This window comes from Providencia zhijiangensis, assembly GCF_030315915.2.
Lineage (GTDB): Bacteria > Pseudomonadota > Gammaproteobacteria > Enterobacterales > Enterobacteriaceae > Providencia > Providencia zhijiangensis.
Genome location: NZ_CP135990.1, coordinates 3,487,543 through 3,503,370 on the forward strand (window position 1 = coordinate 3,487,543; position 15,828 = coordinate 3,503,370).

The 15,828-nt window shown below is 43.4% G+C and carries 13 protein-coding genes; 7 read left to right on the forward strand and 6 right to left on the reverse strand.

The features are described 5' to 3' along the window. Position 1: 1 nt before the first annotated feature. Positions 2-3,772 (reverse strand): autotransporter assembly complex protein TamB, encoded by a 3,771-nt coding sequence (gene tamB, locus QS795_RS15945; RefSeq protein ID WP_286269972.1) that lies wholly within the window; start codon positions 3,770-3,772, stop codon positions 2-4. Continuing rightward, positions 3,769-5,511, reverse strand: a complete 1,743-nt coding sequence (gene tamA, locus QS795_RS15950) for an autotransporter assembly complex protein TamA (protein ID WP_318626630.1) — start codon at positions 5,509-5,511, stop codon at positions 3,769-3,771. The genes tamB and tamA overlap by 4 nt, the downstream gene beginning before the upstream one ends. Before the next feature lie 133 nt (positions 5,512-5,644). Between tamA and msrA the strand changes: the two genes are divergently transcribed. Then, a complete protein-coding gene (gene msrA, locus QS795_RS15955; protein ID WP_154603039.1) occupies positions 5,645-6,274 on the forward strand; it encodes a peptide-methionine (S)-S-oxide reductase MsrA in 630 nt (209 codons plus the stop codon). Between the two features lie 168 nt (positions 6,275-6,442). Further along, the gene (gene paeA / locus QS795_RS15960; protein WP_286269977.1) at positions 6,443-7,786 is read left to right on the forward strand and encodes a polyamine export protein PaeA; all 1,344 of its coding nucleotides are present in this window, start codon (positions 6,443-6,445) and stop codon (positions 7,784-7,786) included. A 72-nt stretch (positions 7,787-7,858) separates the two neighbouring features. On the opposite strand, the gene QS795_RS15965 is transcribed toward paeA, so the two are convergent. After that, positions 7,859-8,065 (reverse strand): DUF1107 domain-containing protein, encoded by a 207-nt coding sequence (locus QS795_RS15965; RefSeq protein WP_224059459.1) that lies wholly within the window; start codon positions 8,063-8,065, stop codon positions 7,859-7,861. A gap of 290 nt (positions 8,066-8,355) precedes the next feature. Here QS795_RS15965 and QS795_RS15970 point away from each other — a divergent pair, with 290 nt between their 5' ends. Next, positions 8,356-8,919 (forward strand): YtfJ family protein, encoded by a 564-nt coding sequence (locus QS795_RS15970; protein ID WP_286269979.1) that lies wholly within the window; start codon positions 8,356-8,358, stop codon positions 8,917-8,919. Positions 8,920-9,161: 242 nt separating this feature from the next. On the opposite strand, the gene qseC is transcribed toward QS795_RS15970, so the two are convergent. Further along, positions 9,162-10,514 carry a quorum sensing histidine kinase QseC gene (gene qseC, locus QS795_RS15975; protein WP_154603043.1) on the reverse strand — a complete coding sequence of 451 codons (1,353 nt, stop codon included), beginning with the start codon at positions 10,512-10,514 and terminating at the stop codon, positions 9,162-9,164. After that, entirely contained in the window at positions 10,511-11,173 is a 663-nt protein-coding gene (gene qseB, locus QS795_RS15980) for a quorum sensing response regulator transcription factor QseB (protein ID WP_318626631.1), read from the reverse strand. The genes qseC and qseB overlap by 4 nt, the downstream gene beginning before the upstream one ends. A gap of 177 nt (positions 11,174-11,350) precedes the next feature. Here qseB and QS795_RS15985 point away from each other — a divergent pair, with 177 nt between their 5' ends. The 4 genes from QS795_RS15985 (at position 11,351) to mqo (ending at position 14,872) form a co-directional block, all read left to right on the forward strand. Further along, complete coding sequence (locus QS795_RS15985) at positions 11,351-11,764, forward strand: YgiW/YdeI family stress tolerance OB fold protein (protein ID WP_036948980.1); 414 nt, start codon at positions 11,351-11,353, stop codon at positions 11,762-11,764. 133 nt (positions 11,765-11,897) lie between these two features. Then, positions 11,898-12,491 carry an NUDIX domain-containing protein gene (locus tag QS795_RS15990; RefSeq protein WP_154603044.1) on the forward strand — a complete coding sequence of 198 codons (594 nt, stop codon included), beginning with the start codon at positions 11,898-11,900 and terminating at the stop codon, positions 12,489-12,491. 489 nt (positions 12,492-12,980) lie between these two features. Continuing rightward, positions 12,981-13,370 (forward strand): cupin domain-containing protein, encoded by a 390-nt coding sequence (locus tag QS795_RS15995; RefSeq protein WP_036948974.1) that lies wholly within the window; start codon positions 12,981-12,983, stop codon positions 13,368-13,370. 8 nt (positions 13,371-13,378) lie between these two features. After that, entirely contained in the window at positions 13,379-14,872 is a 1,494-nt protein-coding gene (gene mqo, locus QS795_RS16000) for a malate dehydrogenase (quinone) (protein ID WP_154603045.1), read from the forward strand. A gap of 79 nt (positions 14,873-14,951) precedes the next feature. Here mqo and cysQ read toward each other — a convergent pair whose 3' ends face one another. Continuing rightward, entirely contained in the window at positions 14,952-15,686 is a 735-nt protein-coding gene (cysQ, locus tag QS795_RS16005; protein WP_286269986.1) for a 3'(2'),5'-bisphosphate nucleotidase CysQ, read from the reverse strand. Positions 15,687-15,828 lie beyond the last annotated feature (142 nt).

Below are 15,828 nucleotides of genomic sequence, written 5' to 3' on the forward strand. Positions count from 1 at the left end.
ATTAAAACTCGAATTGATAAAGCAGGTCCAAAGCCTGATTAACGCCAGAAACAGCTTCTAAAAACAGTTTCGGCATGACCCTATAGCGTAAAGTGAGCGTCGCTAAAGAATCAAATATGCCAACTCCATACTTAACTTGCAAGTCGTTCGTAATTTTCCCACTCACAACCACTTTCGAACTGTCACCCACACCTTGCGTATCGACGGCTAAATCTGACACTCCAAATGTTTCACCAATTTTACCTACCAATTGACCACTTTGAGCAACCCCCAACCCGATCAACATCGAGGTCATTTGTGACCCATTCGCATCACCGCTATCGAGCCCTTCCCCTCTTAACAGATAGGAAAGTGTCTCTTGCTGGGTTTTTGCGGGCTCAGAAAATATCTCAACTTTTGGTTTATCGGCAAGCCCTGTTACCTTCACACCGGCAATCACATCATCGGCCGTGTTTTCAGGATTACGAATTGCTTCTAAATTTAAGAACGGCTGATCAGCAGGTCCCGAGAATTGAATCAGCCCTTTACGCACAATCAAATCTTGCCCATAAGCGCGGAAACGTCCTGATGGAATATCTACCTGGCCATTTAAGCTTAACCCTTGTTTATCCTGAGCGACTTTTAATAAACCAGTTAACCGAGCTTTTAATCCGAATGCATCCAGACGTACATCGTTGCCAATATTAATATTCAAATTGGTTTGGATTGGTATCGATTGCTGTTTCGGATTGATCGGTTTTAGCTGGTCATCCAGCATGACCACATCCGAAGACGCACTCACCGCAGACTCAGGTAATTCTTGCACCGTAATACGCGCCCATGGAATATTGACGCTACCATTTAAGGTCAGCAATTTCGGTGACGCTTCCAGAATCAAGTCAGGCTGCACATCAATTTTGATCATTGGCGGCAGAGAAACTCGTAAGTTATTCCCTCTCGCCAGCACTTTCGCTCGCCATGCATCAATGTTGCGCCAATCCGCATCACCATCGATATTTAGGTAACCCTCTGGCGTTTTGATCTGCCCAGTCATCACTGAACTGGTGCCATTAAAGTTAATCGCTAATTGGCTATTTTGAATATCAAACGGGATCAACCCGGACTTCACTTCTAATCCAGATAACGTGACATTACCGTTCATTAGCGGGTTATGCGCCGAGCCACCGACACGTAGATTTGCATTCAGGTTTCCATTCGCAATGTCTTTTTCGCCAAGTAACGGTTTAATTAAACCTAATGTAATGGCGTTAATTTCAATATTGCCGGAGAGTAAACGCTTTCTTTCGAGGTCAGAAATTTGCACATTACCTTTAAATTGACCATTGTCTGCAATCTTCAACAACCAATTCAAATCCGCACGACCGTTCTTAATACCCGCATTTAATGTCAACGTATCAAACGCGATAGGCAAACGCGCGCCATCAACAAACTGCACGACTTTGACCCCATCACCGCTCAAGTCAACTTTCACTTGCGGCAGGCTACCATCCGCTTTCCAGATGGCATTTGCACGCCCTGTGAACACCCCATTCACTCGGGTATCACTTGGCATAAATGGTTTGATCATCGCAAGATCAAAACGTTCTAATACAATATCAGCGCTACCACTTTTACCCGCTTTAACTGGCTTCGGCACACACACGCGAGCATTCGGGTTTACCCAGCAATGGCTACCAATAACAACTTCTTGCGTGGTGTTATTGTAGTTCAAGGACATGGCTTGATTCAGACGCCACTCCCCAACCTCAGTATCAAATAAAGTATTGCTTAAATTCCCTTTCCACACTTCCGTCTGGCGATCAAATCCCCCTGCCAGTGCGAGCTGTCCTGAAACGGGTTTCCCTGTCACATTCAGTTTTAACGTATGCTGTTTTTCAGTCCCTTTGGCATCTAGCGTTAGGTTACTAATGGCTAAATCTGCTTGGCGTAGTCCGCGCACCACCACAGATAAGTCACCTTTGATTTGGTCACCTGTTGCCACATTGCCTTTAACGGTGGTGGTCTCAACCGTCAAATCTTGCCATCTCACGCCACGCGCCGTTAAATCCGCCAGCGCTTGTGGTGCTTGTAAATCACCGCGAAGTTTTAAATCCCCGATGATCACGCCACCTAGCCCAGGCACTAATCCATTCAACGCTGGGGCATTAATTTTGGCATCAAGGTTCCATTTATCCGCTAAAGAGCCCTTCACATTCACGCTGTTTTTACCCAGCAAGAGGTTAAAATCTGGAATATTCCATTGCCCTGCGGCATTCCCTTTGGCTTGTCCTCGCGCCTTTAATATGTGCTGTTTAACATTACCATCTAAGGTGATTTCAGGGATTTCTAACTGCCAGCTTCCACCATATAAGCTGCCTCGCGTGGCAATTTTCCCTTCAACTTTCGCTGGCCATTCTGGGTATTGCTTCGCCGTATTAATGCCCGATAACGTCAAAACCATATTCCAGCTAATGGCTTTACTCCAATCCGCCACCCCTGATAGGTCTGCATTACCTTGCAATGCAGATAAGCGTAAACGGGTTAAATCAATTTTTTCCTCATTCCCTTTTGCATCTAATAATAACTTAGATGGCGGTAGGTCTTGCCCCGTGATGGCGGAACGCAATGAAAGGTCATAGCTAGAAGGGCGGCCATTTAAGCGCAAGCGAGTGTCATCAAGCTTATATTGGCTTTCACCCACCAGCGGCCAAGTTAATTTTTTGCTTTCTAAAGTCAACTCAATCGGAAAATCTGCCTGCGCTAAATCGGTCTGAGCTTCTAGTGTCGCCGTAATTGGACCATTCAGATTCAATGCCAGCATCAGCTCATCCATCAGCCCACCTTTAAGCGTTAAATCGACTTTCTGCCCATTTAAATCTTCAAGACGGCTTTCACCAATAACGGATAGTGCGACTGGCCATTTCTCTTGTAAGGAGATCGATCCAGAAACCGCAACATTTCCTTGAGGCGCATCGACTTTTAGCTGCTTCAATAAAACATTCTGCCCTGCATTTTCTAACTTCAAATTCAGGCTATTAATCGTAATTTCCGTGTCGCCTTTTAATTGGAAATTAGAGGCATTGATCCCCTCAACATTCAGGTCAACCGGTAGAATAATTTCAGGAAGATCCGCTAATAGCGGCTTAGAAAATAACGTTTTAAGCTGATCACCAAGGGAAGGCTGCTCACCTTCAGGCACAACGGGTTCAACCGGTTTTGTCGCCTCAGTCGGCTCGCTAGGCGGTAAGCTTATAGCAAGGTTAATAATATCGGTTGGCGTGATCTCGATAGCTCTTTTTTGCCATGTGATCCCCGTGGTGAATTTGTCGAGATCAATCACAGTGCCATCGACATTAACATGGGTATCAACCAACGCTAATTGGGCTAAACGAATGGTTAGTGGGGCATTCAGTTCTGTTAGCGGCTCAGAAGGTGGTGTCTCTTCAGACGGTGGGAATTGGCTAGTATCCACATTCACCATCACGCTTTCTGTTGATAAATCATCAATACATACTTCACGGCTGGTCAGGCACTTTAAACGTAACGCAAGGTGGATTTTCTTCGCATCCACATCCACACCCGGCATTTGGTACTTCACGCCAGAGAGCGTTAAATCGTTAATGTCACCATCAATGGAGCCAATGGTCAGTTCAGGTACAAAACGTGTGGCCGAGTTCAACGCAAAATGCAGACCCGATTTGGTACCTAACACCCAATACAGCGCACCAACAACCAGAACTAACAATAGTAAAATGGTGATTGCAATCCACTTTAGCCATTTCATCCATTTCATAGTTCTGTCCCCAATCCGATGTAAAACTGAATTTTGTTATTATCTGGATCGCCAATAGGTTTGGCTAAATCAAATTTAATCGGTCCAACCGGAGAAACCCAGCGGATCCCCACACCAGCGCCCGTTTTAAAATCACTATTTTTGAAATCGTCTACCGCTTCACCACTATCAATAAAGGTGGCTCCCCACCAGTTGCCCGTGAAATTATATTGATACTCGACGGATCCAACCGCCAGCTTAGATGCCCCGGTGAGCTTGCCGCTACTATCTTCTGGGGAGATTTTTTGATAACCATAACCGCGGACACTACCGTCACCCCCTGCGAAGAAACGTAAGTCTGGCGGAACTTTGTCAAAGTTATTGGTTTCAATCCAACCAAGGTTTCCACGTACGACAAATCGATGTCCTTCCCATGGAGTACGGATCCACACATTCTTGGCTTGCAATACTAAGAAATCGATATCCGAGCCCCATATTTTATTCGAGTAATCGATAGAATAGCGCTGGCTATCACCCCAGGTTGGCATCACACCACCTCTTTGGCGAATTCGGCTGACGTTTGCCCCCGGATACAGCAACATCGTCGTGTTGGTCACATCCGCTTGGGTAAAGTTACTCAACATCCAGCGCATATTCACGCCATACTGCCAGCCGGTTGAATAGTCCCAATTACGAGACACGTTTAGCGTGGTGGTATTCGCTTGAGTATCGTTCAAATCCGTACGTTTAAACCCACCTTGAATCGCATAATATTGCTCTAGAGGGTTCGCTTTGAGTGGAATTTTATAGCTGGCATCGATCAGCTGTTCCGGCTGAGAGAGGCTAATGCTGGAGGTTAAACTTTGTCCCCGTGAGTTAATCCACGGCTTATTCCATATCGCTTTTACGCGGGGCCCCACATCGGTCGCGTAACCACCACCCAGCTCAAGGAAGTTTTGCGCTCTAGGGATCATGACCCCTTCCATGGGTAATAGATCTGTATGCTCTTCACGAGCTTTTTGAATATTCGGCGTGACTAGCGCAGAGTTGAACCACCCTGTTGATGCCAAACGTTGGTTATATTCTGCGAGCTGTTCTGACGTGTAATATTCCCCTTCCTTAAAAGGAGAGAGGTTTTCGAGGTAGTCCTCGCGAATTTGTGAGCCTTCAAAGGTTAATTTACCAAAGCGGTAGCGCTCACCACTGTTAAAATCAAAATCCCAATAGGCAGCATGATGATCAACAGAAATGCCTAGCTGGCTTTTTTCCATCATGGCATCGAAATACCCTTTACGGATAGCTAGGCTGCTAAATTTACCTTTGAAGTCTTCATAGTCACTATCATTTTGGATGATGCCATATTTCGGCGTGTTTTTTTTCAGCATCTTGGCGTAATCAGGGTCTGTTTTCGCTCCCCCTTCTAACACCACATTGACACCTTGTAGAAGAATAGGCTCCCCCGGAGAAACCTTGGCCGTCAAAATGGAACGGGCTGGCGGGGTTTTCTCTTCATAACTAAATTCTACCGTAGGTTCATAATATCCCAGCGGTTTTAACCCTTCACGAATCGCTTTTTCTACTCGAGCACGAAAACGTCCATTTGCAACGACTTCATCTTGTGAAATATTAGAAAGCTGAATACGGACATTCTGGTTGAGTTGCCCTTCAAGCCCTTCAATATTAAGGCGTAGATTCGCAGCAAATACCGCTGGTACCGCCGTTGTTAGGCATACTGCACAAAGGGTAAGATATTTCGACACGCCTGCTCCTAGGGTGATAGACAATTTGGCTTATTATTCAACAACGACTTATTTTGAGTAAAATAGACCACTGACACAAGTTTTTATCCCAATTTTTACTTTATTTCTATACTGATTGTATTTAGGAATCGTTATGACTTTTAATCAATTTCAGTCCGATAATGAATTTCAAGCACTTCCGGGCCGCCACACATCAATGGCGTTGTCACCTTACCATGCAGTGACCCATCATTCGATTGAGATTATTCCTAAGAATATGGAAATTGCTTATTTTGCAATGGGTTGCTTCTGGGGTGTGGAACGATTATTTTGGCAACAAACAGGAATTTATACGACATCCGCAGGTTACAGCGGTGGACTCACTCCTAACCCAACCTATGAAGAAGTGTGTACCGGATTAACCGGACATACTGAAGTCGTTCGCGTGGTTTTTGACCCTGAAATCATTTCATTTGCTCAGCTGCTAACACTATTTTGGGAAAACCACGACCCAGCCCAAGGTATGCGCCAAGGTAATGATATTGGTACCCAATATCGCTCAGCAATTTACACCGTGTCAGATGAACAGTATCAACTAGCGATGCAAACCCGTGAAGCTTACCAACTGGCGATGGCTGAAAAACAAGATAATCGCCCGATCACCACCGAAATTCGACCACTCGAAAGCTTCTATTTTGCAGAGGATTATCACCAGCAATATCTGTATAAAAATCCCAACGGCTATTGTGGGCTTGGCGGCATTGGAGTCTGCCTTCCTTCTTGAATAATTTTATAATGACGAATATATAGCCAGATAAAATAGGCTAGTGCTATACTTAGCGCGATACCCCCACCGCGCTAAGGCGCTAATTAATATTGAAATGGAATACCCTTACATTGCCTTTAGGATTTCAAGAAGTGACAATTCACTACCTAGAGGGTTGGATAATTTATGCTAAACAGTTTACTTATCGTTCTTTTATTATGTGCAATCAGCGCATTTTTTTCGCTGTCCGAAATTTCATTGGCAGCTTCTCGCCGTATTAAATTGAAGTTAATGGCCGACGAAGGCAACATTAACGCCGCTCGGGTTCTCAAATTACAAGAAATGCCGGGCATGTTCTTCACCGTTGTACAAATTGGCTTAAACGCCGTGGCGATTTTAGCCGGTATTGTAGGTGAATCTGCATTCTCTCCTGCACTGCAAGAGCTATTCATTAAATTCTTATCCCCAGCATGGGCACAGCAAGCTGCTTCCATTGTGTCATTTACCATCGTCACCAGCTTATTTATTCTCGTGGCTGACTTAACGCCAAAACGTATTGGAATGGTAAAACCTGAAGCTATCGCTATACGCATCGTTAACCCAATGCGTTTCTGCTTAGTGGTGTTAAGCCCACTCGTATGGTTCTTTAATGGCTTAGCGAACTTAATTTTTAAACTCTTCAAATTACCCACTGCGCGTAATGAAGACATTACTTCTGATGATATCTTTGCTGTTGTTGAAGCGGGCGCTGTCGCTGGGGTGTTGCGCAAACAAGAGCACGAACTGATTGAAAACGTGTTTGAACTTGAGTCCCGTACCGTTCCATCGGCGATGACACCACGAGAAAACATCATTTTCTTTGATAAAGACGAATCTGAAGAGAGCATCAAACACAAAATCTCCACTCAGCCACATTCGAAATTTTTAGTTTGTGCAGGAGATATCGACCATGTGATTGGTTATGTGGATTCCAAAGAGCTACTTAACCGCGTATTGAATGGTCAAAGCCTGAGCTTACGTGACGGTGTACATATCCAGAATACCTTAATGCTTCCGGATACTTTATCCCTGTCTGATACCTTAGAAGCCTTTAAAAATAGTGGCGTCGATTTTGCCGTTATCCTGAACGAATATGCCTTAGTGATGGGTGTTATTACCATCAATGATGTGATGATCACCTTAATGGGTGACTTGATCGGGCCGGGACAAGAAGAGCAAATTATTACCCGTGATGAGAATTCATGGCTGGTTGATGGGGGCACGCCAATCGAGGATGTTCAACGTATCCTCGATATCGACGAATTCCCAGATTTCAGCAACTACGAAACCATCGCAGGCTTTATGATGTATCGCTTAAGAAAGATGCCGAAACGCACTGATTATGTGAAATATGCGGGCTACAAATTTGAAGTGGTCGATATTGATAACTACAAGATTGATCAGCTGCTAGTCACGCGTATCACAAACACACCGTCCGCAGTTGTGGTTCAGCCAGGTACTGCGGGTAGTGAAGATACGTCAAAAACCTAAAATAACCACTGATAGCTAATATGAACACGCCACTGTATGTGGCGTTGTTATTCTTAAGGAGCTTGAAGGTTGTTAGCCCAACTCAGCTCGCAGTAATACCACTTGTTTGTTCACTTCATTCATCACATTGTAATGAATTTTATCGGTCACTTTTGGTGGTAAAATCTTCCCATTATTGAATTCGAAAGCCCCAAAATCCTTAATGTAGAGCCTACCTCTGAATAGTGTTTTCACGTATAGAGCAATTTTCGATGGGTTATAATGCTTAAAAATTTTCATTAGAACTGATCTCCATGTTGTTCTGACGATACCTCATTGCATATCGCTCAATAATCATAGACTAGAAAATTTTGTTTTGGTTCGGAAATTGCAATTTTATTCAAAACACTGACACAAAATGACATTGACAATATACTGTTAAATTACATTTAAACCTCGTATTTATGCTGAATTTTACCAATTTGTTAATTTTCATCTTGCCACTCATCCGATGAGCTATGCTATAACTAGCAGCACCAGAAATCCTCACCCTATACACAACAATGACAATGATTTCTAAAGGTACCTTTATGATAAAAAAACTGCTTTTATTAACCTGCTTGCTAGCTTTATCTTCAACGGGATTTGCCATTAATATTCAATTAAATCAACCTGTACCCGCCGTTACCGTCACAGATAAAGGCGAATTACAGTTAGATAATGCGGGGAAATTCAATTACCAACCGTGGAAAAGCCAGCAACTTGCCGGTAAGGTTCGCACCATTCAACACATCGCAGGGCGCTCTTCGGCCAAAGAGCTTAATGCTCCGCTCATCGAAGCGATTAAACAAGCCAAATTCCCTCACGACAAATACCAAACTACCAGCATTATCAACACGGATGATTCAATTTTTGGTACTGGTGTATTTGTAAAAAACAGCGTGGAAGACAGCAAGAAAGAGTTTCCTTACTCTCAATTTATTGTTGATAGTGATGGTGTGGTGAAGAATGCATGGAGCCTTGCGCCAGAGAGTTCTGCCATTATCATTCTCAACAAGCAAGGTAATGTTTTATTTTATAAAGATGGCGCGCTAACGCCTCAAGAGATTAATAAAGCCATTAGCGTGATTGTCGCCGAGTTAGAAAAGCCGTAATTAACAAGATCAGAGTTAACAAGACCAACATTAAAACAAGTAAGAAAAGAGCCATTCCGGCTCTCATTCTCATAAATATAGGCCGTTTTCCTGAGCGTCGACGGCTGTTGACGCTCAGGAATTTGTTTTACCATCCTGAGATCCTGCTGAACATAACCGTAAAAACACATCCCAATAAGATGCAAATCCAGCTGATTATTCTGCAACGACCTCATTCAATATTGTGCATAAAATAGACTAAGTTATGCATTCCAACGAACAGTGACACAAAAGCCCCCTTCCGTGACATTAGTAAACGTCACGTTGAGATGGTGTAACTGAGCCACGCGTTTAACAATTGATAGTCCTAATCCGCTACCTGTTTTTTCTTGCCCCGGTGGTCGGTAGAAACGCTCCCCTAAACGCGCTAATACTTCAGGGGAAACACCATCACCATCATCTTTCACCTCCAGATAGTGGCGATACAAATTGACTTCAACCTTACCGGCGGCCTTACCATAGCGGATAGCATTGTGAAGAAGGTTTCTTAAGAGTACGGACAATAAAAGTTTTTGCCCCTTAAAAGACGGCGGCGTTTCAACAATCGATATTTTCAACGTTACCTGATTTTGCCGAGCTTCCAGCTCGCTCTCTTTAACGGCTTGCTCAATTAATTCCTGCCAACTCACTTCACTTACATCATCTAACTGATTAGAAGACTCCAAGCGGGATAACGTTAATAACTGATCCACCAGCCGAGTTGCACGATCAATTCCCTCGGAAAGATTAGCCACTGCATGTTGGCGAATTGCCTCGTCACTTCCAGCAATCTGCACCACTTCAGTTTGGACTTTCAGTGCGGCAAGTGGACTACGCAGTTCATGGGCAGCATCAGAGGTAAATTGCCGTTCACGCACAAACATGTGGTTTATTTTGTCGAATAATCCGTTCAGAGAATCTAGGATTGGCTTAGCCTCACTAGGGATCGTGGGCACCACCACTGGGCTCAGTTCCTCCGGCTTCCTCTCTCGCAACTGCTTAGCTACATCCCGCAGGGGTTTTAATGCTCGAGTGAGTAACCATAAAAATACGATTAACATTATCGGCAGCGCCACCAGCCACGGTATGAGCTGAGAAAACATAATGCTGTTAGCCATACTTTGGCGGTATTCCCACTCTTGCCCTACTGCAATAATATATTGATTATCAATAGATTTTAGCCAAACAAAGCGCCACTCATCATCACTACCTTTCAACTTGCCTTCACTGAATCCTTCACGATCAAATTGAAATTCAATTTTGCGCCCGTTATCACCATCATTTAGCACCATTTCGCCACTCGGCGTAAAAATCGCAAACGCCAATGCGTCATCGTCTTGGCTTCCCCGATTTTTCCGCAATAACTTTTTGGTTTTACTCAATGATGCTTGAGGCAAGTCGATATCCGTCGGTAACACCGATAAGCGCTTTGCAAATACCATTTGTTGAGTATCAAACAATTCGTTAATGGTTTTATAGGTTTGATACCATGCCAATGAGCTAGCAATTCCCCACGTCATTACAGCGAGGAGCAATAACATCAAAGTCAGTTTGAGCCTTAAGCTGAATGTTTTCATGCTTCATCACCCAGTCGATAACCAACACCATGAACAGTTTGAATAAACTTACTGCCTAATTTGCGGCGTAAATGGTGAATGTGAACTTCAACCGAATTACTGGAGACCTCTTCATCCCAGTTATACAACTTTTCTTCTATCGCACTACGAGACAGCACTTTTTTCGGGTTGTGCAAAAATAATGATAATAGTGCCAGCTCTTTACCCTTTAACTGCACAGAATTTCCTTGGTAAGTGACCGTCATCGCTAAAGGATCCATCTCCACGTCACCATGTACCAACGTGGGTGATAGCTGCCCACTGCGCCGACGGATCAATGCTTGCAAACGCGCCGCAACCTCCGCAAGCGCAAACGGCTTACACAGATAATCATCAGCCCCTTGCTGTAGCCCATTTACCCGTTGTTCAAGGGCATCTCGCGCCGTCAAAATCAAAACAGGCTCATCTCGCCCTTGCTTACGCCAGAACTTCAAAATATCCATACCATCAATATGCGGAAGTGATAAATCCAGCACGACAGCATCATAAGGGGCATCAAACAAAGCCTGTTGACCTTGTTTACCATCCATAAACCAATCAAGGGTAAACCCCAATTGTGTTAGCCCTACTTTTAAGCCATCGCCAATTAACCTGTCATCTTCTATTAATAAAATACGCATATTCAACCTCCGCATCGAATATTGTTATATTTATCTTATTAAATTCATGATGACCAGTGGTGATTGTCCAAATTAAAAATATATTTAATTAATTTGAGTTCTTAAGATCCTGTTAAGATTTACTTGGTTAAATACATCCCATAGACCAAATTTCTGGTTACTTGTGGAGAAACAAAAATGAAAAAATTACCTTTAATCACCTTAATCGCTGCCCTTGCTACCGCCCCTGTTTTTGCTGCTACTGGTGGTTTTTCAGGTCCAGGTGAAGTCGCCAACACCACGAACACTGAAACCATGAAAACCCAAGAAGGTGGTTTTAACGGTCCAAATGCAAGTGAAACAACGGTTGCGAAAGCCCTTGAATTATCTGACAACAGCTGGGTTGTTTTACGCGGTAATCTCGTTAAACAACTGGACAAAAAACATTACGAATTCACCGATGGCACAGGCACCATCACCGTTGAAATTAGCCAAAAACGTTTCAATGGAGTGAACGTCACGCCAAAAGATAAAATCGAAATTCGTGGTGAAGTTGATAAAGACTGGAACTCTAAAGAGATCGACGTTAAACAACTGCAAATCATCAAATAATTAATTTCGACCAAAGGCCAGCAGATTGCCCATTGCTGGCCTTTGGCTATTTAAGTCTGTTCCCTGCCCCCTATTTCCCCTCTCAATTTATAGTGCTAGATTATGCCTACCTTATCTCTTCTCGTACTTATTTATGAAACAGCCTCAAGTTAGGAATATCAGCGAAAAATTACTGTCCGATAACTGGTACATTCTCAAAAAATATACTTATGAATTACAGCGACACGACGGCTCTTGGCAAAAACAAGAGCGAGAAGTGTATGACCGTGGCGATGGCGCTGTCATTTTGCTGTATAACACATCCAAAAATAGCATTATCTTGATCCGTCAATTCCGGATGCCAATGTACGTTTCTGGATATAAACAGTTGCTGATTGAAGCTGCCGCTGGACTACTTGAAGGTTCTTCCCCTGAAGCGAGAATTATTGCTGAAGCCGAAGAAGAAACTGGCTATAAAATCGATAATATTGAAAAGGTGTTTGAAGCCTTTATGAGCCCAGGCTCCGTCACTGAAAAGCTGCATTTTTACATTGCCCAATACAGTGATAAGGACCGCCAAAGTGATGGTGGTGGGCTCGCTGATGAAGGTGAAGATATTGAGGTTATGGAATGGTCATTCCCTGATGCGCTTGCTGCTATCAAAAACGGGGAGATCATGGATGGTAAAACCATTATGCTTATTCAACATCTTGCCTTAAACGGAATTTTAAACCCCAAAAATAGTTAATTTTTAAAGGGTGAAAATAGCATTTTTGCCCTTCCACTCTTAATCCGTTCTATATAATCATCATTAAACGATTTCTTTGCTCTTTATTTTTTCTACTCTCTTTTATTTTTCATATTTTATTTAATCATGTTTGATAAATTACATTTTATTACACTTTCCATTACCGAGCATCTAAACTCGATAATAAAAAGAATAAAATAGAGTTTATTCCATCAAAAAAGAATTATCTTTTATCGCTTTGATTTAAATTAAAAAACCACCAAATAAACCCATCTAAAAACAATCATCAATAAAATTAAAAAGCCTATTTTTTCAATGAAATACTTTCATTTAAAAATATTAACTTTGACCTTGTCACTAAAAAACTTTAGATTTAAAGATAACCTACTTTCTGAATTTCACTATTTTTTCGTTAAGGTAAAAATCGAAACACTGAATATTATCTTAGTTATTAAGCAATATTATTCTTAAGTTAAGGAGCTAAATAAGATGATCCGTTGTATTCGTATGTGGACAGGTGAAGACGGTAACTCTCTGTTTGAAGAAGGCACCATTGAACTGAATGGTGTTGCTCGTGGAGATGACCAAAGCCCTGTCATTGCCGTCAGTGAACTCACCTTTCGCGAAACCGTTTCAGGTGGCTCTTGGGATTGGCACAAAGATCCCGTTCCACGCTATGTTATCACCCTCACCGGTACCTTAGAGTTCGAAACCAAAGATGGCTCCACATTTATTATCAAGCCAGGTGACATTCTGCTTGCTCAAGACAATACAGGAACAGGACATAAATGGCGTTTGATTGGTGATGAACCTTGGAGACGCGCTTATGTGGTGTATCAAGACGGTACAGACTTGTGTTTCACTCCGAATAAAAAATAGGGATTTCCATGACTAAACCCATTGCAGAAAATGTTGATATCGCGCTGATCGGTGCGGGGATCATGAGCGCCACGCTCGGCACATTTCTTAAAGAGCTGGAGCCAAATCTCACTATCGCGATATTCGAAAGATTAAATGATTGTGCCCAAGAGAGTTCCCACCCATGGAATAACGCGGGGACAGGTCACGCGGCAAACTGTGAAATGAACTATACCCCGCCAAACCCTGATGGCACGGTAGATATCAGCAAAGCCCTTGAAGTAAACACTGAATTTGACCTGTCTCGTCAGCTATGGTCTTACTTAGTCACCAAAGGCAAAATCAAAAATCCACGGGACTTTATCCACCCTTGCCCGCACATGAGCTTTGTTTCTGGTGCAGACAACATCAAGTTTTTACAACAACGTTTCCGCCAAATGTCTGCCCATCACTGTTACCACAATATGGAATACAGCGATGACCTAAAACAGATTGATGAGTGGGCGCCATTAGTGGTTGAAGGCCGTGATCCTAATGAAAAAATTGCGGTTACCCGTGTTGTGACTGGGGCTGATGTGGATTACGGTGCCTTAACCCACTTACTAATGGCACAACTGAGCGAGCAGAGTGGATTTTCTCTTCACTATAAACATGAAGTGATTGATGTGACACAGACGCCTGATGGGCGCTGGAATGTGGAAGTGAAGAACCTTCTGACTCACGAAAAAACCATCACGTCCGCAAAATTTGTATTTGTAGGAGCCGGTGGTCGCGCCATTGAGTTACTGCAAAAATCCGGTATTCCTGAAGGTAAAGGCTATGGCGGATTCCCTGTGAGTGGAATTTGGCTACGCTGTGACGATGAAAAAGTGGCGGCTCGCCACCACGCCAAAGTTTACGGAAAAGCCGATAAGGGCTCACCACCGATGTCTGTACCGCATTTAGATACCCGCATCATCGGCGGAAAACGCTCTTTACTGTTTGGACCGTATGCTGGTTTCTCGAGTAAGTTCCTAAAACATGGATCTTATCTGGATCTGTTTGATTCCATCAGACTGAACAATATTGAACCGATGCTTGCCATCGCGAAAGATGATTGGTCATTGGCTGAATATCTTGTGGGACAAGTGCTGCAAACGTCTGCACATCAATTCTCTATGCTGCAAAAATTCTATCCTGATGCGCAGCGTGAAGATTGGAAAGAAGTGGTCGCAGGTCAACGCGTTCAGATCATTAAACCGGATCCGGTGAAAAAAGGCGTATTGGAGTTCGGTACTGAGCTGATTACGAGTGCAGATAAATCGTTCACCGTATTAATGGGCGCATCACCGGGTGCATCGACAGCTGCGTTTATCGCCCTCAACGTACTGAAAACCTGCTTTGCAGATCAACTCTCTGCGGATGGTTGGGAAGCTCGCCTGAAGACTATCATTCCAACTTATGGAATTGATTTAAAACAGGATGCAAAAGCGTGTTTAGATATTCGTACTGCAACGGCTAAAGTGCTGCAATTAGATAACTAAACATTAAGTCATGTTGTTCAAGTCGGGTAAGTGAATCATTAGCTACCCGACTTTTTATTATCTTGCTATTTTCGCTGTCTTAGCGACATTCAAAACCGGGGTTCAAAAAAGACTCTCTCGGTGAATAATCCAGTGTATTTCCCTGCCAATCCACCACGCTCGCCCCTGCCCCTAATGCCACTGCATGTCCCGCTGCTGTATCCCAGATATTAGTCGGTCCAAAACGAGGGTATAACTGCGCGCTGCCTTCCGCTACTAAACAGAATTTTAGCGATGAACCTATCTCCGCTGTGCGATGCACTGGAAGCTTCGCGAGATACGCCATCAATTGGGGGTCTTGATGAGAACGGCTGATCACCACCACAGGCGGCGTCTCAGCTTTAACGTGAATGCGCTGAATTTCCCCGTGCTCTTCTTTCCACGCTTGAGAGCCTTCGGCGTAATACATCAACCCTTTAGCTGGCGCAAAAACCACTCCCATGACTGGAATGCCATTTTCAATTAACGCAATATTGACGGTGAAATCACCATTACGATTAATAAATTCTTTAGTTCCATCCAACGGGTCAATAAGCCAGTAACGTTGCCAGTCACGACGTACAGGCCATTCTGGAGGATCTTCTTCCGAAAGTTGAGGGATATCAGGTGATAAACGTGAAAGCCCCTCTTTGATGATTTGATGGGCCGCAATATCCGCAGCCGTGACAGGGTAATCATCTTGCTTATGTTCAACCTGCAATGGCGCATGCCCATTGTAGATTTTCATGATGGCATCACCCGCCTCTCGGGCAAGTGTACAAAGTTGTTGGCGCATTTTATTTCCCCTAATGACACGAAGCCTTTAAGAGTAACAAGAGCAGAATATTTACGCTAATAAAAAAGCCTCATTAGCTATATCGAAATGGCAAATGACCAAAATGACAAGCTAATAAGGCTATTATTCTTTTCTGTAAGTC

Bases quoted from the DNA above. Each gene is read 5' to 3' on its own strand.
- paeA (WP_286269977.1), top strand. From the start codon at position 6,443: ATGCTAAACAGTTTACTTATCGTTCTTTTATTATGTGCAATCAGCGCA.
- msrA (WP_154603039.1), top strand. From the start codon at position 5,645: ATGACTTTTAATCAATTTCAGTCCGATAATGAATTTCAAGCACTTCCG.
- qseB (WP_318626631.1), bottom strand. From the start codon at position 11,173: ATGCGTATTTTATTAATAGAAGATGACAGGTTAATTGGCGATGGCTTA.
- QS795_RS15990 (WP_154603044.1), top strand. From the start codon at position 11,898: ATGAAACAGCCTCAAGTTAGGAATATCAGCGAAAAATTACTGTCCGAT.
- QS795_RS15965 (WP_224059459.1), bottom strand. From the start codon at position 8,065: ATGAAAATTTTTAAGCATTATAACCCATCGAAAATTGCTCTATACGTG.
- QS795_RS15970 (WP_286269979.1), top strand. From the start codon at position 8,356: ATGATAAAAAAACTGCTTTTATTAACCTGCTTGCTAGCTTTATCTTCA.
- qseC (WP_154603043.1), bottom strand. From the start codon at position 10,514: ATGAAAACATTCAGCTTAAGGCTCAAACTGACTTTGATGTTATTGCTC.
- mqo (WP_154603045.1), top strand. From the start codon at position 13,379: ATGACTAAACCCATTGCAGAAAATGTTGATATCGCGCTGATCGGTGCG.
- QS795_RS15985 (WP_036948980.1), top strand. From the start codon at position 11,351: ATGAAAAAATTACCTTTAATCACCTTAATCGCTGCCCTTGCTACCGCC.
- cysQ (WP_286269986.1), bottom strand. From the start codon at position 15,686: ATGCGCCAACAACTTTGTACACTTGCCCGAGAGGCGGGTGATGCCATC.
- QS795_RS15995 (WP_036948974.1), top strand. From the start codon at position 12,981: ATGATCCGTTGTATTCGTATGTGGACAGGTGAAGACGGTAACTCTCTG.
- tamB (WP_286269972.1), bottom strand. From the start codon at position 3,772: ATGAAATGGATGAAATGGCTAAAGTGGATTGCAATCACCATTTTACTA.